Raw genomic sequence first — 19,535 nt, 5'->3', positions numbered from 1 at the left:
AAATGAGTATTACTCCTACAACACGATCACAGTTTCCCAAAGACTTCAAATGGGGCGTTGCAACATCGTCCTTCCAAATTGAAGGTGGACATGACAGCGATGGCAAAGGTCCGTCTATCTGGGATACCTTTTGCAACATCGAAGGAAAAATTGCAGATGCTAGCAATGGACACGTTGCCTGCGAACACTATCAGCGGTGGGCAGAGGACGTCGAATTGATAGCGCAATTAGGAGTCAATGCCTACCGGTTCTCCATCTCGTGGCCACGGGTTCAGCCCAATGGGCAAGGCGCGTGGAATGAAGCGGGCTTTGCCTTTTATGACAAGCTGATCACGGCACTGGCGCAACGCGGCATTGAATTGCATGTGACCCTGAACCATTGGGACCTGCCTCAAGCGTTACAAGACCAGGGTGGTTGGGCCAATCGAGAAGTTTGTGCGCATTTCACGCGCTACGCCACCGAAGTGGCACGCCGTTTTGGTCATCGGGTGCACAGCATCTGCACCCACAACGAGCCATGGGTCATCGCGATCCTCGGTTATGAGCAAGGCATTTTTGCCCCCGGTATCCAATCGCGATCGCAGGCCATGCAGGCGGTTCACCATTTGTTGCTGAGCCACGGCATGGCTTTGCAAGCCATGCGCGGTTTGGGCCTGACAACGCCCATGGGCATTGTGCTGAACCTGTCGCCCATTTACCCCGCCAGTGACGACCCGAAGGATGTGGCCAAAGCCCACTTGGACGATGGCTTGAATTTGCGCCTGTACATGGATGCGCTGTTCAAAGCGACTTACCCGCAAGATGTGATTGACCATTTGGGCCATGATGCGCCTCAAGTGATGGCGGGCGATATGGACACCATTGCTCAGAAAAATGATTTCCTGGGTGTGAACTATTACACACGCAATTTCTCATCGAGCGGCAACCCATGGGATGTGACCAGCACGGGCAACCAAGTTACCGACATGGGGTGGGAGGTCTACCCTCAAGGACTGACCGAACTGCTGTGTCGCCTTCATGCCGACTACCAGGCTGAGTGCCTTTGGGTAACCGAAAACGGCGCGGCATTCAAAGACCAATGTGTCGAAGGCGTGGTCGATGATGCTCAGCGTTTGGCCTATATCCGTGACCACATTGCGGCGACACACGACGCAATGGCAAAAGGCGTACCGGTTGGTGCTTACTTTGCTTGGAGCCTGATGGACAACTTCGAATGGGCCAGTGGCTATGCCAAACGATTCGGTCTGGTGCATGTCGATTTCGATACACAAAAACGGACGCTCAAAAACAGTGCCCTTTGGTATCAAAAATTTTTGAGTGAGAAATAAAGTGGCAGCGATCAATTTGAAAGGCGTCACCAAGCATTTTGGTGAAACCGTGGTTATTCCGGGTCTGGACTTAGAGGTTCAAGACGGTGAATTCATGGTCTTTGTCGGCCCATCGGGTTGCGGCAAATCAACCATGTTGCGCATGATTGCCGGTCTGGAAACCATGACGGACGGCCAGATCAGCATTGGCGGTGAGGATGTCAGTGCCAAAGGGCCGTCGGAGCGTGGTGCGGCCATGGTGTTCCAAAGCTATGCGCTGTACCCGCACATGACCGTGGCAGAAAACATGGGCTTTGGCCTGCGCATGTCGGGCACCTCTAAAAGCGACACGGCCAAACTGGTGAACGAGACGGCCGAACGGCTGCAGTTGACACCTTTGTTGCAGCGCTACCCGAAACAGTTGTCCGGTGGCCAACGGCAACGAGTCGCCATTGGTCGCGCCATCGTGCGCAGACCGAAAGTTTTCTTGTTTGACGAGCCCCTGTCCAACTTGGACGCTTCGCTGCGTGTGCAAATGCGCATCGAACTGGCCAAAATGCATGCTGACCTGAAAACCACCATGATCTACGTCACGCACGACCAAACCGAAGCCATGACGCTGGGCAACCGGATCGCGGTGTTCAACCAAGGGCGCATTGAACAAGTCGGCACCCCCATGGACTTGTACCGCTCACCGGCCAACACCTTTGTGGCGCAGTTTTTAGGCTCTCCTAAAATTAACGTTTTGCCCTACACCGTGGACGCCCTCAACCACCGTGTTCAATTTGACGCCACCACCAGCATCGCCTGCGCTGACCTGGGTTGGAAAACCAGCGACCTTTTGGGTGGCGTGGTCTTTGCTGTTCGGCCAGAGTCCATCCGCCTGTGTGCTCCTGGTGCGGGCCTGCAAGGGGTGATCGAGTTCACCGAGCAACTGGGCGACTCCACTATCGTTTACGTGCGCTTGCCGTGGCATGCCGACTTGGTCACCGTCAAACTCAGTCAGCAGCAATCAAGCTACCGCATGGGCGAAACCGTGGGCCTGCAACTGGACCCTGAGCAGGTGCTGGTGTTTGACGCACACAAACAGCGCCTCACCTGCGCCTGAAATCGTGCGCATCCGGCAAAACGCAAACAGCGATTTGCTTATCTCTTTGGCAAGCTCCTTGCCATTAAAACGGTCATCACGTGAAGCCCTCTACTTTTCCAAAATTTACAAAATCAAGTGCATTGAAATTCTCAAACACTTTGTTGTGTGGGGCCTTCCTTGCCACATTGAGCGCTTGCGGTGGGGGGCTTCAAACTCCGCTAAACACCGAGTCACAGACACCCGCTCCATCGGTTGACGCCAACTTGCCCGGTTGGACCCTGGTGTGGCAAGACGAGTTCAACACGCCTGGCCTGCCTGACGGCAGCAAATGGGTTTATGACACGGAATACAACCAACGCGGTTGGTGGAATGGGGAGCTGCAGTACTACAGCGCAAACCGCCTTGAAAACGCCCGCGTAGCCGATGGCAAACTCCTCATCACCGCCCGCCAAGAACGATTGACCAGTGCATCGGACTACGGCAACCAAAACTACACCTCGGCCCGACTCATGACGCGTGGCAAAGCCAGCTGGACCTATGGCCGTTTTGAAATCCGTGCCAAATTACCCTGCACCTTGGGTACTTGGCCCGCAATATGGATGTTGGGTACGGGGGGCGCATGGCCTCAGGATGGCGAGATTGACATCATGGAGCAAAAAGGTTTTTCAATCACGCACAAGCGCCAAGTGTTAGGTACCGTGCACACGGAAGCCAACAACGGCGGCAACAGCATTGGCCAAACCACCGACTTGCCCACAGCCTGCACCGACTTCAATACCTATCAAATGACCTGGGACGCTGACAAGGTGGTTGTGGGCGTGAATGGCCGGGATTACTTTACTTACAACAACCCCGGCAATGGCAACCTTGCGCAATGGCCTTTCAACAAAGATCAATACTTGCTGCTGAATGTGGCTGTTGGCGGTGTGTTGGGCGGTGCCGTGGACAACGCCAATTTGCCAGCCGCCATGGAAGTGGATTACGTGAGGGTCTATCGGAAAAACTAAAAAGGGGCCGATGGCCCTTTTTTATTGTGTCGAAAGACTTTGAGCGGTCAGTTCGAGAAAGCAACACCACCAAAGTTAATCCCGGTCGCAAACTGCGATGAATCCGACGGCAAAGGCTCTTGGAAATTGAAGTTGTCCCCTGAGACTTTGACTGCGACGCGGGCGAGTTGCGAAAGGACATTCGTGATCGCCGTTTCATTCGTGTCATTTCCGCAAAGTCCATTGACTCTGAAATTATTCAGTCCAAGTTGGTAACTGGAACCAGCCCCCAGTTTCTGATTGGCCGAGAAATCCTGAATCAACTCAGTGCCACCCGACAGTGTTGTGCAGCCTTGAATGCGAGGGCCAGACAAGATCATTTGAAGGTTGGGTGAAAAAGATTTTTGGTACATCTCAGCTGGTCCCCACAATTTAAACTTGATACCTCCGAAACTGCTCGCATCGATGTGGCCATTGTTTGGGGCATTGACGTACATGCCCATGTAAGAATTGGAGAAGGCAGAATCAGGCTTTTTAAAGACAAAAACACGGAAGAAATTGGGCACAGAGGCTGGCCCGTCGATCCTGCCAGAAACCCAACCCGTGGTTGTGGTGATTTGCGCGTTCGGTCCATCCAAGAGTGCATCTTGAAAGAATCCAATGTTGCCGTTTTTCGCCACTCCTCTGGAAGAAGCGTTGACCCAAGAAGCATGGCGGTTGTTGCCGTCCAAGGTGCCAATGTAGTCAGCGGCGAAGACAGCATCCCCAGCCGAAATAAAGTCGTGCAAATCATTGGTGACTTCTCTGGGCATGGTCTGCGCCCCGCCAGAGCCCATCAAGGCGCTGGGGTTGCCACCAGGCGACGCTGTGAAAGCAGCCATGTCGTTTTGGCTGGCATCTTCAACGGCCATATCGTCAAAATAATAAACTTGGCCGCTGCCCAATTTGCCTAAGTTTGGCAGAAGCACCAATCGGTTGTAAATCTTGGAGGCATCCAAAGATTTGAAGGTCCATGTCAGCGTTTGCCAGCCCACTTGAACGACTTCGTTGGCCAACACATCGCCAGTGCCAAAACCGTCTTGCCCGTACTCTAATTTGATGGCCATCTGAATGCCTGCGGTGGGTGAGTAAACACGCGCAGAGACTTTTTGAGGACCTTGGTTGCTGGGAATAGGTGATACCGGTAGCCATGCGCCGGCATATTTTTCACCACCATTGCGGGTGATCTGGAGACTTTGCCCTGTTCCACCGGAAGGGCTTGTTGTGATCAGTGCATTGGAGCCACCAATGGTCATGAATGCGAGCGGGCTTGCTTCATCAAAGTTGCTCAGCAAGCCTTCTATGGTGCTATTGTTATTCCCAGTGGTTGTTGTGTCAGAGCCACCACCACATCCAGCAATAAAAAACGAAATCGATAATCCGATCAAAGATAAAAATGCTTTGGACTTTGATGTGTCTGAAATATAGGCTTGGGCATGCATAAATAAATTTCACAAAATTAAAAATATTTAGATATATAAAGAAATTTAATCTTTATAAAATCAGTTCGTGCCAATTTGAATTTTTATGAAAAAAAGAACAAAATGACTACAAAGCTATGAAAAAAGGGGGCCAAGCCCCCTTTTTGCTTTGCTGATTACTTACTTAAAGTAAACGTTGTCCACAAACACGGTCGTGTTCGCTGGATCGGACACGAGTTTGAGTTGACGTATGGCATTTTTTCCTGTTACGTTGCTGTAACTGGACAGTGGAATGTCCACACTTGTCCATGCGTTGGCGTTCAATGTTACGGGGTAGGCTTGCTCGTTACCTGCGCCTGGGCCAATTAGAAAAACATTAACAGTAGTGGCATCCGCAGACCACATGTCTACATGAAGCGATGTTTTGCCGCTGACGTCAATCCGATTGCTATCAAAATCAATGCCTTGATAATTAAACGTTGCCAGCTTCATCACTTCATTGTCAGCGATGGTTTCTACAGATTGAACTGTGTTTTGTCCCCAATTGGGGTTGAGCTCGACCCCCGGCGTTGCTGTGTAAGCGTCGCTGTAAATGGAGATGACATTGGCTGCATTTTCCGTCGGCGCAGCGGGTGCATTTGTTGGGCTGGTTGACACAGGTGCCGCAGGGCAAGTTCCTAAAGTCGCAGTAGAGCCCACCAATTTCACATCATCAAAGTAATAAACGCTGTCAGTTGTTTCTCTTGCTGCACTGCTCTCGTTCGCTTTATCGAAATTAGGGAAAATGCTGAGCAGGTTATAAGTCGTGCTTGTATCTAGGGCATTGCCAAAGGTTTTGTTGGTGAAGTTGAAGGACAAAGTTTCCCAGTCGGTGCCCACGTTGCTCGTTTGCGCAAACACCAGGTTACCCGGATTGAACTTGTCTTTGACTTCCAGAGAGAACATCACGCCTGCGCGGGGTGCTTTCACGCGAACGCTGATGGTTTGCAAGTTGCTGGTGAAGGGAATAGGAGGCATTGCTCCAAGAGTGCCAGTTGGACATGAGGTGAAAGTTGCGCCGCCCCATGGCTGAGCAGTTGTAGGCTTGGTAAATTTTGCTATCTTGTTGGTGCCATCGGTGTCTTCAGCAAAACTGGCGCCTTCAAACGCGTCTAAGGTAGCTGCTGGTGTCTCATCGAAACTGACAAGGGTCAATCCGCCCGTTGTTGGTTCTGTCGGAGTTGTTGTTGCTTTTGCTGTGTATTTCAATTCGTCAATGTAATAGACCTCGTCAAATTGCGTACCAAAGCCCGGGAAAACGTTGACTTTGTTATAAGTGGTGGCCGTGTTTGCCGCGGCGTATGTGAAGGTCAATGTTTCCCACTCACCTGCTTTTGTGGTGGAGGCGGTTGCTTCAACAAAGGCATCTGAATTAGAAGCATTTTCAATTTTCACCATGATGGGGAGGCCAGCCGCTGGGGAATAAACACGCAAGGTGATGCCCTGTGCAGGATCTATGCGTGTCACTGAGTTGCCTGTTCCACCCAAATGGACTGTCACGCCTGCCCATTTTTCATCGTCCGTGGCCTTGGTCAGTTTGGCAACTTTGTTGCTGGCATCTGCTGGATCATTGGCTACTTCGATGCCTAATCCGCCAAAGTCGACCATGCCTAGGGTCGATTCGCCAAAGTTGATGCAAGGTGCTGCCGTGCAAGTGCCTGTGTCGCCACTCACTGCAGAGGTGTTGTTGTCTGTTCCTGGCGTGGTTCCGCCGCCGCCACAGGCGGCGAGCAAAGCCGACGCTGCAATAGCGCAAGCGGAAAGTCGAGAGTTGAATTTAGTCATGTCTGTCTCCTTGGGGTGGTAAAAAATGAAAGCGGTTTCAGATTTGGTGAAGAAAATGTTGTCGTGAAGAAAACATTGGTTTAAGGGGAAACTTTTTTGCTGGACTGAGCCAGACTGCGAGGTGGCACCTCCAACACCTGGCCATCACTGAATTTCACAGTGCGTGGGGTCTTGCTGGTGTTGTAGGCGAGGTAAGTTCTTTGCCCGTCTGCGCGTTTGAAGACCGAGTGCAGCACATGGTCAGCGGTCACGCTGAAATCGGGTGGGCCCATGGTTTCGAGGCTGAGCAAAAAGTGCAGGGTGTGGGTGCGGGTATCACCCAACTCCACGGCACCCCATCGGTCCCACATCTTCAGACCCTCTGCGGGATCGGTCAGCCCCATGTATTTGGCAAACAGGTCTTGCCACATGTCGGTGGGGTTGGCACGTTTGCCGCGCGATTCATAGATGCGCGTGTCTTCTGGCAAGGTGGCCAGGCTGCGGCGGGTGTGCTCGGGGTCCAGACCCAGGTAGGTGGATGAGGTGGAGATCGGCAACAAGTTGATGCCTTTGATCTGCCGGGGCTCGTCGGTCCACCAGGTGTTGTGCTTGTAGGCACCACCAAACAACATGCTGACTTCTTTGTTTTTGTATTCGGGTGCAAAAACCAGGTTGTGCACGTCAAACCAGTAGTGGCGGATGGCTTCGATTTCTGTGGTGTAGAGGTAGATGCCTAGATCGCGCAGGGCCTTGTTCCCGCGTATTTCGGCCCACAAAATCAATGCAGACCAAGCGTTGATGGCCTCTGAAGACGATTCCTGGTTGTTGCCAAGATCACCCAGACCAATGCCGGATGCCCAGGAGTGGCCTTCATAGATGTCAAAGGTGCGAAGGAAAGGAAAGTCTGCACGACCACGCTCTGCCGTGGCAATGTCCTTGATCAGCAACTCAGTCATGGCGCCCCACTGCGCGTCAGATGTCCATTCTGGATCGCGCAGCGCCAAGTCAGCCATGGTACGAATCCAGTAGCCGTAATGAAAATGGTGGTCGTTCATTTGCTCGACTGCAAAATACTCTTCTGGATAGGCCAGCACAGTGCCCAATGTTTTGTCCAGGTGGAAGTAAGTGTTGCGGTCTTTGCCAGAAAACCATTGTTCTATGCGGCCTTTGAGCAGGCTTTGCAGGCGAGCAGCGGCATCGGCATCGCCCTGTTGTTCGGCCACATCCATGACTTTGCTGATGCGTTGCAGACCTTTGCCTTGCCAATAAGGGCCATTGCCAATTTGCAGCATGTTTCGACGGGCGTTGCGCACATCGGCTTTCATCACAGCTTTAAGCTCATCGCTGCGTGGGTTGTTTTTCACGCTTGGCCAGTATGGAACAAACCCCCGGTAGGTCAAAACTGTTGAAAACTGGTTGCTTGGCAGCAAGCGAATGGCCCCACGAATGGTGTCGTATTGGCCGATCAGTTTTCCAGCGACTTGGGCGTTTTGGTGCCAATGGTGTGGATAAAGGCCTTGCAGGGTCTGCGTTTCGGTGCCTTCCATGACCTGGGTGCTGACCTGGTAATCGGTTGTGAGCGCGTTGTTTGTTTCGCCATAACGCCAGCTCACTTGTGTTTGAGTGACGAATGCATAAGCGTGGCGTGTAAAGAGCGCGAGCGTTTCTGGCGACACATCTGGCAAAACTGCCGCCGAGAAGTAGCCTTTGCCTTCGGGCAAATGAGCCATCCACTGATTGCCATTTTGTTCCCAGCGCACGCCGTTGGGGCCGAAGATGGCAAAAGTTTGACCACCACTGCTCAAGGTCAGCACACGAGGGTCTGAAGAAAGCTGTGTGCGTTGCGCTTGGGAGGTGGTTGCGAAGGCCACCGGGCCTTGGCTGATGCGGCCAAAAACATAGGGGCTGCCGTGCGCAACAGTCAAGTCGAAGCGGTCTGTGCTGGTGCCCATGGCGATGTCAATCGACCAGTCGCTCGCTTTGGCCAATTTGCCTTGTGAGGCTTTGAAAGCGACCGGGGAGATGACCAAGGGGGAGCGGTGGGGGTAATGAATTTCGGTGTCTTTGCGCTCCGTGGCAAGAACTTGGCGCGTGGGTAAAGCCAACTCAAAACCCGTGGCCGGTGCTTTGATGGTGTAGGGCTGTGCAAACAGAACTTCAGGTTTGGGACTAAAGACCAATCCCGAATACCACTGGTTGGTCGCTACAGCTTGCCCCTTCATGGCATCGGTCAGTCCGATGGCCGGTGGAGGTTTGTTGTCTGTGGCGCGTGGCGACAGCAACACCTGACCAGCGCCGACAGGAGCAGTGGCCTGAGCTATGACAGAAGTGGACAAGACCAAGCCTGAGATGGCGAGCATTAAAAAGCGAGGAACATGTTGCATGGATGATTGGCGTGGAAGTGTGGCTTGCGATTGGTTTCGATAATAATGAAAGCGCTTTCAAATTGTTTAGGGGTTTTCCATTAAGTGCGTCAAAACGATGGTGCAAAAACTAGGGAAAACCCAAACACAATTGCGTTGACAGGGACAAAATGTACGGATACGCTATTGAAAGCGCTTTCACAAAGGAAATATAAAATGAAACATGACTTCAAAAAATCGCCATCACTTCGCCAAACTAATGCATATTGGCTACTGAGCCTGGGGTTGTTGGCTGGCCAAAACGCCGGTGCAGTGGACTTTGGTCCTTTCACACTGACTGGCTTTGCTAAGGCAGAAGTCTCCAGAGCCAGTAACCAATGCGCTGACTGTCAACTGAATCTTGGTGAGTCAAGACATCGTCCTTGGGCAGACGCCCTGGCAGAAGGTAAAGAGTTCGGCAGCAAGGGTGGCAAAGTCACATTGTTCCAACCGTTTCTGGCTACCAAAGACTTTGACTTGGGCCAAGGCTTCAGGGTTAAAGGTTTACTGAGCCAACGTTGGCGGGATGGCAAAGAGGACATTCCGGGCATTCTGTACGAAAAAAATGCCACCTTGTCGCATGAAGATTACGGCAGCATTCAGGTGGGTGCGTTTCCAACAAGAAGCTGGAGCGTGGCGGATTACCCCTATGGCACGAATGTAGGCATTGCAGACTCATGGGCCTCGAGCGGTGCGGGTTATGGTTTGTTGCAGCGCGCAGTCCGATTGGGATTGCCCTTGATGGATGTGGCCCAAGGAGACTTTCATGTGGAGTTGACATACGACGCGGGCGATTCAAATTACAAGGTACGCAAGCCTCAGTTTTTTGAGTTGTATGCGAAATACGTCAAAGGTCCATTGACCTTGGATGCGATTGCACAAACAGGCACCAATGGACAAGCGGTGGCCTGGGGACATGCACCATTTGTGGCCGCAACGACCACGGAACCGTTTGTTGGCCAAAATAATCAAGTTTTTTTGGTTGATGGCAACAAACAATCCATTGCCATGCTGATGGCACGATACCAACTCAATGCCAAGACCGACTTGTATGGCGGCATTCGTCATAACCGTTGGAGTGGTACCAAAGCGGTGATTACCGGCTATGTACACCCGAACGCCTTGTGGAACGATATGTTTAACGTCGATGGTGTGGAGCCCTCTAATAAGGCCTACGCATCCAGTTCAACAGACATCAGTTTGGGCGCGGTATACAGATTTGCTCCAAAGTGGAATGTCAATACGGGCATGGTTTATCTGAGCAAAGCCAAAACAAAAAATCCAGTTGAGCGTGGTCAATCCAACACCATGCTGCTCAACACCGTTGGCGTTGGCTATGAGATTCAGCCTGGATTCGCCGTTTATGGTTTTGCGGGCATCGTTAACTTTGGCAAGAAGGGGTTGGCACCTTTGAGCATGCCAGGTCATGCAGCATTTACGGGGGTGGATTCACGCGTTGCCAAATCTGGCAATTGGATGGGTGCAGGCCTGGTTTACACGTTTTAAAAAAGTAAACAATGAACGCATCTTCGGCAATAAAAAAAAGCATCAGCCGTGTAAAACGGGCGGCCAGTATGGTGTTGCTGGCCATCAGTCTGGTGGCGTGTGGCGGTGGTGGCATCCCCCAAACCACAGACGCAGGGCAGCAACTGAGGCCATTGCCGGAGGCGTTCAAGGTCCGTGAGGCGGTAGCGTATTCGCCCTATAGAACCAGTAGCAGAGATACCGAGACCATCACCAAAGCCATGATTGAGGAGGACTTGAGCCTTCTGATCAAGGCTGGTATTGGTTTGATCCGTTTGTTTGACAGTTCGGATGCTGTCGCCGAGCAGGTTCTGGAGGTGATCAGAGATAAAAATCTGGATCTGAAAGTCATGTTGGGCATGTGGATTGCCACGGATGCAGACAGCAGCAATCAGGCCGAAATTGCACGGGGCATCGCCTTGGCAAAGGCATACACGTCCACCGTATTGGCAGTAAGCGTTGGCAATGAAACGCTGGTGTCGTGGACCGCTCACCCTCAGCAGGCCGCGCAGTTGGCGCGCTACATTCAAACTGTCAGAACGGCTGTCACTCAGCCCGTGACAACCGATGAAAACTGGGCTGTGTTGGCCAAACAATCAAGTGAGCAAGATGCCACAGAGGTCATCAGATCCATAGACTTTGTGGCCATGCACACTTATCCATTGATTGATACCGTATACAACCCTAACTTATGGAACTGGAGGCAAACGGAAGTCGCCGCAGAGAACAGAGCACAAGCCATGATGGATGCGGCCATAAAACGAGCAAAATTTGAATACAACGCGGTGAAAAGCCAACTCAATGCGCTCGGGCTTTCTCGTATGCCGGTGGTAGTGGGAGAGACAGGATGGAAAGCCGTTGCATCTGGAAATGAAACTCAAAGAGCACACCCGGTGAATCAAAAGATGTATGTAGATCGTTTGAAAGCCTGGAAGCAGAGTGGCGAAGGACCAGCTACGCTGGTTTACTTTGAGGCATTCGACGAGCCTTGGAAAGGTGCCGATGACAAGTGGGGCTTGTTCAATGTCAACAGGCAAGCAAGATGTGCTGTGCAAGGGTTAAGTTCAGATTTTGTAGCGGAAGCCGGAAGCTGCGATTTGGCGTTGGCCACTTATTACACGCCGGTAGAAAACAACGGCACGATCACTTCAAATCGTTACACCGTCTATGCCGATGCTGTAACCAGTGGCGAGGCTCGGCCAAGGGTTGGGCCGGTGCTGAATGCTTGGGAGAGTGGAACAACAGCAGAAGCTGTAAGCGTCAATAACGCAGGCAGCAACGATGGCCCAAACAGCCTACAAATAAAACCTAAGCCTTTGGTTTGGGGTTGGGGGATGACATTCGCCATCAGTGAAAATCCAGATGATTTGAGCCAATTTGATTCAGAAACTGCTCGTTTGAACTTCAGCATCAAGACAACCTATCCTGGGAAAATTGAAGTGGGTTTTTTAACGGGTACTGCAGCCGACAGCAGTTTGTACGATGTTTATTTGGTGCTCGAATCGGGTCAGTATGGCTATGAAAACAATGGGCAATGGCAGCAGGTTTCCATACCAATCCAACAGATCAAAGCATCAGGGGCTAAGGCATTTGGGATGGAAAACTCACCTGCGGCAGTTCTGGACTTGACCAAAGTGACAAATCCATTTGTGATCGCAGACCGGTTCGGTAAGACGGGGAAAACTTCAAGCAGTCAAGTTCCCATAGAGTTGGACAGCGTCTATTGGTCAAAATAAACGAAGATAAATAGCAAGTTATTGGGTCAAAGAAGCGTTGGCATGATAATTAAATAATTGAAAAGTCACACAGTAAGCCAAATGATGCCTAAAAAAACAGACTCAATTGCCGCATCAGTCAAGAAACCAAAACACATTGCGCCACGCGCTGCGCGTGCCACACTGACGATGGTGGCCGAGCGTGCAGGTGTCTCTCCCAGCACCGTCTCACGGATCCTGAACGGCACTGCGCAGGTGAGCGAAGAAAAGCAGGCGTTGGTCAAGGCGGTCATCGAGGAGTTGGGTTTCCGTCCCGATCCTGCGGCCCGGAGCTTGGCGGGTGGCCGCACCATGAGCATTGGTGTGCTCACGCAGTTCATCGACAGCCCCTATTACGGTGAGGCCTTGCGCGGCATCGAGGACGAGTTGCACAAGGCCAACTATGTGCCCTTGTTTGTCAGCGGTCACTGGAATGAAGATGAAGAGAAAAACCGACTTTTCATGCTGCAAGAGCGCAAGGTGGACGGCATCATTGTGCTGACGGGAAAATTGTCCGATGAAACCTTGGTCGACATGGCCGCCAACATTCCCGTTGTGGTCACGGGCCGTCGACTGAGTGCCCCCAATTTGTTCAGCATTGACTTTGACAACACCGAGGGCGCTTGTTTGGCTGTGCGTCACTTGCATGCCTTGGGGCACCGCCGTGTGGCGTTCATTTCGGGGCCTTTAGATCATCCAGACGCCACGCAGCGTTTACAGGGCTACCGCGAAGAGGCGCAGCGCAAAGACATGGCTTTGGATGACAGTTTGGTGGTCTACAGCGATTACCAAGAGTCTGGTGGTTTCCGGGCCATGAATGATTTGTTGTCCGCCAGTGTTCAGTTCACTGCCGTGATCGCAGCCAACGACCAGATGGCCTACGGAGCCCGTTTGGCCTTGCACCGTGCGGGTTTGCGTGTGCCCGAAGATGTCTCACTGCTGGGTTTTGATGACCTGCCTCATTCGGCTTTCTCCTTGCCACCGCTGACTTCTGTCAGGCAGTCTGTTTATGAAATCGGGACATCGGCTGCAAAAGCCATGTTTGACTTGTTGAACAAAAGAAATCCACCTTCGCGTTTGGTAGAGGCGGAGTTGGTGGTGCGGGAGTCTACGCGCATTTTCAGGCGTTGAAGCAATAGGCTTCCAGCTCTAAAGCTCAGCGACGCGAAGCCATGTAAATCCCCGGCAAGATCAGCGCCGCGCCCATGAGGTGGTGCCAACCCATGGCTTCACCGAGCACCAGCCAGGCGGCCAGGCCGCCATACAAGGGGCCCAGGTACAGACTGGCGGCCACGCGGCTGGCGCCCAAGACTTTTTGGCTAAAGCCATAAGCCCAATAGGCACCAATGCCCGGCAACAAGCCCGCAGCCACCACCAGCACCGTGGCCTGCAGGCTCCAGGCTGGGCGATCGGCCTGCCAGTACTCCCAGATGCTGAAGGGCAGCAAGACCACCACACCCCCCATACAAATGGCAGCCAGGCGGGCTGTTGATCCCAAAGGCGTGGGCCACTTTTTTTGCAGCAAGGCAAATCCAGCCCAGGACACCATGGCCATCACAATCCAGCCGTCGCCTGCCACCCATTGCACTTGGCTCAGCGACAACCATTGGCCTTTGACCACCACATGGAACACCCCCGCCATGGCGATGAGCACACCCAGGCCTTGCCGCCACGAAAACCGTTCACCCAGCCACAACACGGCACCCAGCGCGATCAACACGGGTGAGGCCGAATAAATCAGGGCGATGTTCATGGCCGATGTGGTTTGTGCGCCTTCGTAGACCCAGGCCCCACAAATGAGCATGCCCAAGGTGCCCAATGCCAGGTAACGCCAGCCATGTTGCAGCGTGCTGCGACGTTCACGCCAAAGCTCGCTGCGTGCAAAGAAAGCCAAGATCAAACCGGCCAAAGCCCAACGGCCCAAGGCCAGCGTATGGGGCTCAATGATGCCTGGCGCTGACCGGGCCACGATGTAATTAACAGACCAAAGTGCAGGGGTGACCCACATCAGCCAGGAGGCAACGCGGTAGCGGGATTCAGGGGTTTGAAGCATGGACATGGGCGTCATTGTGCCGACAAGAAAAAACCGCCCCGGTTTGTGGCCGGGGCGGTTGCAAGGCAGAGCGCCGTTTGGGCGCTTGACCTGAATGGTTTTATGCCAAGCGCGACTGCAGGGCAGCTTTGGTCTCGAGCAATGCCTGAGGCAAGTGGTAGCTCAGTTGCGCAAAGTGTTCGTCGTGCAGCTTGAACTCGGCTTGCCAAGCGGCTTTATCGATGCTGGTCACGGCTTTGAACTGCTCGGCGCTGAAGTCGATGCCGCTCCAGTTGATTTCGGCGTAAGTGGGGGCCACGCCAAACATGGTTTGCTCGCCCTGCGCCTTGCCTTCCAGGCGGTCGATCATCCACTTGAGCACGCGCATGTTGTCGCCGTAGCCGGGCCAGACAAACGAGCCGTCTTCGCCCTTGCGGAACCAGTTCACGCAGTACATGGCGGGCAGCTTGTGGCCTGCGGCGGTGGCCTTGGCGCCGGTGTCGAGCCAGTGCTGGAAGTAGTCGCTCATGTTGTAGCCGCAGAAAGGCAGCATGGCGAACGGGTCGCGGCGCACCACGCCTTGTGCGCCAAAGGCGGCAGCGGTGGTCTCAGAGCCCATGGTCGCGGCCATGTACACGCCCTCCTGCCAGCTGCGCGCTTCGGTGACCAAGGGCACGGTGGTGGAGCGGCGGCCACCGAACATGAAGGCGTCGATCGGCACGCCAGCAGCGTCGTCCCAAGCGGGGTCGAGTGCGGGGTTGTTGGTCGCGGCCACGGTGAAACGGGCGTTGGGGTGAGCGGCTTTTGCGCCGGTCTCTTTGGCGATCTGGGGTGTCCAGTCCTTGCCTTGCCAGTCGATCAAATGGTCGGGCAGCTTGCCGGTGTCTTTTTCCATGCCTTCCCACCACACGTCGCCGTCGTCCGTCAGGGCCACGTTGGTGAAGATCACGTCCTTGTTCAGGCTTAACATGCAGTTGGGGTTGGTCTTCATGTTGGTGCCGGGGGCGACGCCAAAGTAGCCCGCTTCGGGGTTGATGGCGTACATCTTGCCGTCGGTGTGCGGCTTGACCCAGGCGATGTCGTCACCAATGGTGGTGACTTTCCAGCCGTCAAACGCGGCGGGTGGTACCAGCATCGAGAAGTTGGTTTTGCCGCAGGCGCTGGGGAAGGCCGCTGCCACGTGGTACTTTTTGCCTTCGGGGTTGGTCACGCCCAAAATCAGCATGTGCTCGGCCAACCAGCCCTGGTCGCGGCCCATGTTGGACGCGATGCGCAGCGCAAAGCACTTTTTGCCCAGCAAGGCGTTGCCGCCGTAGCCCGAACCGTAAGACCAGATCTCGCGGGTCTCGGGGAAGTGCACGATGTACTTGGTCGTGGGGTTGCAGGGCCAGCTGGAGGTGTCTTTTTCTCCCGCAGCCAAAGGTGCGCCCACGGTGTGCATGCAGGGCACGAACTCGCCATCGGTGCCCAGCACGTCGTACACGGCTTTGCCCATGCGGGTCATGATTTTCTGGTTCACGGCCACGTAGGCGCTGTCGCTCAGCTCGATACCGATGTGGCTGATGTGCGAGCCCAAAGGGCCCATCGAGAAAGGCACCACGTACATGGTGCGGCCAGCCATGCAGCCGTCAAACAGCGGGTTCAGGGTGGCGCGCATTTGCGCGGGTTCCATCCAGTTGTTGGTGGGGCCGGCGTCTTCTTTTTGGGCCGAGCAGATGTAGGTGCGGTCTTCCACGCGGGCCACGTCCGATGGGTCAGACCAGGCCAGGTAAGAGTTGGCGCGCTTGGCGGGGTTGAGCTTTTTGAAGGTGCCGGCCGCGACCAGTTCGGCGCACAGGCGGTCGTATTCTTCTTGGGAGCCGTCGCACCAATAGATGTTGGCGGGCTTGCACAGGGCGGCCATTTCGGCGACCCAAGCAATCAGTTTGGCGTTTTTCACGTAAGTGGGCGTATTGAGGTTCAGGCCCTGCATCACGGGTGAGTTCATGGGAAGTGCTCCAAGTTTAAAAATCGTTTTTTCAAAACCTCTGCGCAGGGGCTTTGAAAAAACGGCTAAGGGGCTGAGATACTGAGGGCTGTGGCCGCTTGAAAACATCGGCTGTAACCATGCGGTAATCGGCGGGCCTCGATTTTAGGGAGGCTGCCTGTTTTGTGCCTGTCAGCTGGGCTGAAAACCTCTTTAAATCTATGCAAAAGAAGCATGACGTTATGCCGGTCTCTGTCAGGTCCGGTTTCAGACCCCTGCGGCGAAATGGGCTGTTGGCGGTTTTGGCGGCCACTTGGTTTGCCCCTTGGGCGGTACAGGCACAAAGCCCGGTCCGCATCAAGATTGCAGCTGCCAGCAATTTGAAGTTTGTGCTCGCTGACTTAGCAACCCAATACAGGCAACAAACTGGGGTTCGGGTGGATGTGAATCTGGGTGCATCAGGCAACCTGGCGCGGCAGATCCTGCAAGGCTTACCCGTCGAGCAATTCATCTCGGCCGACGAGGTTTGGGTGGCCGAACTGGCCAAAGCCGGGCGCACGCTGGACGCGGGTCAGCGTTATGCCACGGGTCGCTTGGCGCTGGTTATGCCCAAAAATTCAGCACTCCCGCTGGGTCAAGGCTTGGCGGCGACGGTGCGCGCCCTGAAGCCGGGCGACAAATTTGCCATCGCCAACCCGGCGTTGGCCCCCTATGGTGTGGCGGCTGTGGAGGCATTGCAGCGCGCAGGCGTTGGGCCATTGCCAGCCGCACGTCAGGTGATGGGCGACAACATCGGCCAGGCCACCCAGTTTGTGGCCACGGGCGCTGCGCAAGCCGGAATCACCGCGCTGGCGTTGGCGCAGGCCCCAGAAATCGCGAGCAGCTTGCAGGTTTTGCCTTTGCCGGCTGACGCGCATGCCCCCCTGCACCAGCGCATGGTCCTGCTCAAGGGCGCGGGTGCGGCGGCGCTCAATTGGCACCGGTTTTTGCTCAGCGCGCCTGCGCAGGCGGTGTTCGTGCGGCACGGTTACGCCTTGCCGCAATAATCCAACCCAACACCCTCTACTTCCACTCGCCTGCAAACTCCGCCTTATGGATTGGTCCGCCCTTCACGTCTCGCTCACTTTGGCGGTTTTGACCACCTTGGCGTTGCTGCCCTTGGGCTTGGCCTTGGCTCGCTGGCTGGCCGTCACCGCTTGGGCCGGGCGACCGGTGGTGGAGGCTTTGCTGCTGCTGCCCTTGCTGCTGCCGCCCACGGTCATCGGTTTTTACTTTTTGGTGGCTTTTGGCCAGGGCAGCGCTTTGGGGGCGTGGCTGGCGGACTCGGGCATCCGGCTGGTGTTCACGCTCGAAGGCTTGCTGCTGGTGAGCGTGCTGGTCAACCTGCCCTTCATGGTGCAACCGATTCAGCGCGCCTTTGCGGCCGTGCCGCACAGCCTGCGCGAGGCGGCTTGGGTGTCGGGCTTGTCGACCTGGCAGACCTTTTGGCGCATTGAGCTGCCGCTGGCCTGGCCCGGTTTGTTGGCGGGCATGGCCCTCACCGTGGCGCACACCTTGGGCGAGTTTGGTGTGGTGCTCATGGTGGGCGGCAACATCGAAGGCGAAACCCGCACCTTGTCGGTGTCGCTGTATGACAAGGTGCAGGGCATGGATTTGCAGTCGGCCCATGTGATGGCCTTGGCGCTGGTGGGCATCTCTTTGCTGGCGCTCAGCCTGGTGCTGGCCTTTGACCGGGTGGGCCAGCGTGGCCGCGCCTTGCAGGAGCGCTGATGAACGGCTTGCAAGTGCAATTGCGGTCAAGCAGCCCCATTCGGCTGGAGGCCGAGTTTGACTGTGGCGCGGGCGAGTTGGTGGCGCTGGTCGGGCCGTCGGGCAGCGGCAAAACCAGCATGCTGCGCGCCATTGCGGGCTTGTGGACACCCGCCGATGTGCAAGGCCACATTCGGGTGGCAGGCCAGGCTTGGCTGGACACGGCAGCGGGTGCGCAGCTCAGCCCGCAAGAGCGCCGCGCTGGCCTCGTGTTCCAGCATTACGCGCTGTTTCCGCACATGACGGCGCAGGCCAATGTGGCGCTGGCCGCGGGGCCGGGTTGGTCGGGTGCCGATGTACAAACATTGCTGGCGCGGTTGGGGCTGGCAACGCTCAGCCACCGCAGGCCCTCGCAACTGTCTGGCGGTCAGCAGCAGCGCGTGGCACTGGCGCGGGCGCTGGTACGGGTCATGCCCGCGCCTTCTTGGACTTCAAGCTCTGACAAGCCACTCGAAACTTTGCCCGGCGTCTTGCTGCTGGACGAGCCCTTTTCTGCGGTGGACGCACCCACGCGCCAAACGCTGTACCGCGAGTTGGCCGCTTTGCGCCAAAAGGTGTCGGTGCCGATGGTGCTGGTCACGCACGACTTGGCCGAGGCCCGCCGCTTGGCCGATCGGGTGGTGATCGTGGACGCGGGCCAGACCCTGCAAACGGGCGAGCCCGCCCGCGTGTTTGCCAGTCCGCGCAACGCCCGGGTGGCCGAGCTGGTGGGCATTCAAAACCACTTTGAAGGGCGCTTTTTGAAGAGCGAAGACGGCTGGGGGCGCTTGCGCTGGACGGATGCCTCTCAGCCCGAAGCCGGACTGGACCTGACGGTGTTTGACAAAAACAAGATCGACGACGGCACCCGCGTGACTTGGGTGCTCAACGGCGAACAGGTGGACGTGATGGCCGACGGCGAGATGCCCGCTCTGGCAGAGCCGGGCCACACCCGCTTGCGCTGCCAGTTGTTGGAGGTCTTGTCGCTTGGGGAAATTAGCCTGTGCACGCTCCGGCCCGAAGCCCTGCCCAGCCAAACCATCACCCTGAACCTGACCAGTCGGCTGCTGCGGCGCCTGCAAGTGGGCGCTGGCGCATGGGTTCAGCTGCTGATTGCGCCGGGGGCGCTGCACATCATGCCGGTGCGGACAAAATAAAACCCGCAAAGCGCAGGCTGTTGCGGGTTGGGCGGGTGCGGCCAAGCGGCGCACCGGGGGCGGCTAAGCCTCAGGCCATGAACACGGCGATGAAGGCCAACAGGAAAATCAGCACGGCACCAGCGGCTGGAATGATCACGGGAATGTGCTTGACCACGTTTTCCACGGGATCGTCGGATGTGTGAGCGTCGTTGTGAGCAGACATGTGGAACCTCAAAAAGTAATGCGCTTATTGTAGCCAAGCCAGGCTGGCGGGGCGCTGACAT

The 19,535-nt window shown here is 55.3% G+C and carries 15 protein-coding genes; 9 read left to right on the top strand and 6 right to left on the bottom strand.

Going from position 1 to position 19,535, the window contains the following annotated elements; all coding sequences use genetic code 11:
• The first annotated feature begins 2 nt into the window (after nt 1-2).
• From B9Z50_RS14975 to B9Z50_RS14965, 3 genes are all read left to right on the top strand, one after another.
• The gene (locus B9Z50_RS14975; RefSeq protein WP_108365558.1) at nt 3-1,328 is read left to right on the top strand and encodes a GH1 family beta-glucosidase; all 1,326 of its coding nucleotides are present in this window, start codon (nt 3-5) and stop codon (nt 1,326-1,328) included.
• A gap of 1 nt (nt 1,329) precedes the next feature.
• Nucleotides 1,330-2,415 carry an ABC transporter ATP-binding protein gene (locus B9Z50_RS14970; protein WP_108365557.1) on the top strand — a complete coding sequence of 362 codons (1,086 nt, stop codon included), beginning with the start codon at nt 1,330-1,332 and terminating at the stop codon, nt 2,413-2,415.
• A gap of 245 nt (nt 2,416-2,660) precedes the next feature.
• Nucleotides 2,661-3,404, top strand: a complete 744-nt coding sequence (locus B9Z50_RS14965) for a family 16 glycosylhydrolase (RefSeq protein ID WP_233249897.1) — start codon at nt 2,661-2,663, stop codon at nt 3,402-3,404.
• 47 nt (nt 3,405-3,451) lie between these two features.
• Here B9Z50_RS14965 and B9Z50_RS14960 read toward each other — a convergent pair whose 3' ends face one another.
• The 3 genes from B9Z50_RS14960 to B9Z50_RS14950 form a co-directional block, all read right to left on the bottom strand.
• Complete coding sequence (locus B9Z50_RS14960; protein WP_146183226.1) at nt 3,452-4,864, bottom strand: hypothetical protein; 1,413 nt, start codon at nt 4,862-4,864, stop codon at nt 3,452-3,454.
• 159 nt (nt 4,865-5,023) lie between these two features.
• Complete coding sequence (locus B9Z50_RS14955; RefSeq protein ID WP_146183225.1) at nt 5,024-6,667, bottom strand: hypothetical protein; 1,644 nt, start codon at nt 6,665-6,667, stop codon at nt 5,024-5,026.
• 80 nt (nt 6,668-6,747) lie between these two features.
• A complete protein-coding gene (locus tag B9Z50_RS14950) occupies nt 6,748-9,030 on the bottom strand; it encodes a glycosyl hydrolase (RefSeq protein WP_108365554.1) in 2,283 nt (760 codons plus the stop codon).
• Nucleotides 9,031-9,225: 195 nt separating this feature from the next.
• Here B9Z50_RS14950 and B9Z50_RS14945 point away from each other — a divergent pair, with 195 nt between their 5' ends.
• From B9Z50_RS14945 to B9Z50_RS14935, 3 genes are all read left to right on the top strand, one after another.
• The gene (locus B9Z50_RS14945) at nt 9,226-10,554 is read left to right on the top strand and encodes a hypothetical protein (protein WP_108365553.1); all 1,329 of its coding nucleotides are present in this window, start codon (nt 9,226-9,228) and stop codon (nt 10,552-10,554) included.
• A gap of 11 nt (nt 10,555-10,565) precedes the next feature.
• Nucleotides 10,566-12,308, top strand: a complete 1,743-nt coding sequence (locus B9Z50_RS14940) for a glycosyl hydrolase family 17 protein (RefSeq protein WP_108365552.1) — start codon at nt 10,566-10,568, stop codon at nt 12,306-12,308.
• A gap of 84 nt (nt 12,309-12,392) precedes the next feature.
• Complete coding sequence (locus B9Z50_RS14935; protein WP_108365685.1) at nt 12,393-13,457, top strand: LacI family DNA-binding transcriptional regulator; 1,065 nt, start codon at nt 12,393-12,395, stop codon at nt 13,455-13,457.
• 25 nt (nt 13,458-13,482) lie between these two features.
• Here the strand turns inward: B9Z50_RS14935 and B9Z50_RS14930 are convergent, their stop codons facing one another.
• Nucleotides 13,483-14,385 (bottom strand): DMT family transporter, encoded by a 903-nt coding sequence (locus tag B9Z50_RS14930; RefSeq protein WP_108365684.1) that lies wholly within the window; start codon nt 14,383-14,385, stop codon nt 13,483-13,485.
• A 94-nt stretch (nt 14,386-14,479) separates the two neighbouring features.
• On the bottom strand, nt 14,480-16,345 hold the full coding sequence (locus tag B9Z50_RS14925) for a phosphoenolpyruvate carboxykinase (GTP) (RefSeq protein ID WP_108365551.1): 1,866 nt from the start codon (nt 16,343-16,345) through the stop codon (nt 14,480-14,482).
• 272 nt (nt 16,346-16,617) lie between these two features.
• Here B9Z50_RS14925 and modA point away from each other — a divergent pair, with 272 nt between their 5' ends.
• Genes modA through B9Z50_RS14910 form a run of 3 tightly spaced genes read left to right on the top strand, consistent with a single transcriptional unit; the run spans nt 16,618 to nt 19,269 of the window.
• Nucleotides 16,618-17,370 (top strand): molybdate ABC transporter substrate-binding protein, encoded by a 753-nt coding sequence (gene modA / locus B9Z50_RS14920; RefSeq protein ID WP_233249896.1) that lies wholly within the window; start codon nt 16,618-16,620, stop codon nt 17,368-17,370.
• Nucleotides 17,371-17,416: 46 nt separating this feature from the next.
• Nucleotides 17,417-18,094: a molybdate ABC transporter permease subunit gene (gene modB / locus B9Z50_RS14915; RefSeq protein ID WP_108365550.1), complete on the top strand. Its 678-nt coding sequence runs from the start codon at nt 17,417-17,419 to the stop codon at nt 18,092-18,094.
• Nucleotides 18,094-19,269 carry an ABC transporter ATP-binding protein gene (locus B9Z50_RS14910; RefSeq protein WP_108365549.1) on the top strand — a complete coding sequence of 392 codons (1,176 nt, stop codon included), beginning with the start codon at nt 18,094-18,096 and terminating at the stop codon, nt 19,267-19,269. The genes modB and B9Z50_RS14910 overlap by 1 nt, the downstream gene beginning before the upstream one ends.
• A gap of 70 nt (nt 19,270-19,339) precedes the next feature.
• On the opposite strand, the gene B9Z50_RS18090 is transcribed toward B9Z50_RS14910, so the two are convergent.
• Nucleotides 19,340-19,474 carry a hypothetical protein gene (locus B9Z50_RS18090; RefSeq protein WP_255350435.1) on the bottom strand — a complete coding sequence of 45 codons (135 nt, stop codon included), beginning with the start codon at nt 19,472-19,474 and terminating at the stop codon, nt 19,340-19,342.
• Nucleotides 19,475-19,535: the final 61 nt, after the last annotated feature.

This window comes from Limnohabitans sp. Bal53 (genome assembly GCF_003063355.1).
Taxonomy (GTDB): Bacteria; Pseudomonadota; Gammaproteobacteria; order Burkholderiales; family Burkholderiaceae_C; genus Limnohabitans_A.
The sequence above is the reverse complement of the archived record's forward strand: the minus strand, read 5'-3'. Positions and strand labels throughout refer to the sequence as shown.

What these genes read in the sequence shown, in the direction of transcription:
- B9Z50_RS14910 (WP_108365549.1), top strand. Translation starts at nt 18,094, where the DNA reads ATGAACGGCTTGCAAGTGCAATTGCGGTCAAGCAGCCCCATTCGGCTG.
- B9Z50_RS14960 (WP_146183226.1), bottom strand. Translation starts at nt 4,864, where the DNA reads ATGCATGCCCAAGCCTATATTTCAGACACATCAAAGTCCAAAGCATTT.
- B9Z50_RS14925 (WP_108365551.1), bottom strand. Translation starts at nt 16,345, where the DNA reads ATGAACTCACCCGTGATGCAGGGCCTGAACCTCAATACGCCCACTTAC.
- B9Z50_RS14930 (WP_108365684.1), bottom strand. Translation starts at nt 14,385, where the DNA reads ATGTCCATGCTTCAAACCCCTGAATCCCGCTACCGCGTTGCCTCCTGG.
- B9Z50_RS14940 (WP_108365552.1), top strand. Translation starts at nt 10,566, where the DNA reads ATGAACGCATCTTCGGCAATAAAAAAAAGCATCAGCCGTGTAAAACGG.
- B9Z50_RS14955 (WP_146183225.1), bottom strand. Translation starts at nt 6,667, where the DNA reads ATGACTAAATTCAACTCTCGACTTTCCGCTTGCGCTATTGCAGCGTCG.
- modB (WP_108365550.1), top strand. Translation starts at nt 17,417, where the DNA reads ATGGATTGGTCCGCCCTTCACGTCTCGCTCACTTTGGCGGTTTTGACC.
- B9Z50_RS14975 (WP_108365558.1), top strand. Translation starts at nt 3, where the DNA reads ATGAGTATTACTCCTACAACACGATCACAGTTTCCCAAAGACTTCAAA.
- B9Z50_RS18090 (WP_255350435.1), bottom strand. Translation starts at nt 19,474, where the DNA reads ATGTCTGCTCACAACGACGCTCACACATCCGACGATCCCGTGGAAAAC.
- B9Z50_RS14945 (WP_108365553.1), top strand. Translation starts at nt 9,226, where the DNA reads ATGAAACATGACTTCAAAAAATCGCCATCACTTCGCCAAACTAATGCA.
- B9Z50_RS14950 (WP_108365554.1), bottom strand. Translation starts at nt 9,030, where the DNA reads ATGCAACATGTTCCTCGCTTTTTAATGCTCGCCATCTCAGGCTTGGTC.
- B9Z50_RS14935 (WP_108365685.1), top strand. Translation starts at nt 12,393, where the DNA reads ATGCCTAAAAAAACAGACTCAATTGCCGCATCAGTCAAGAAACCAAAA.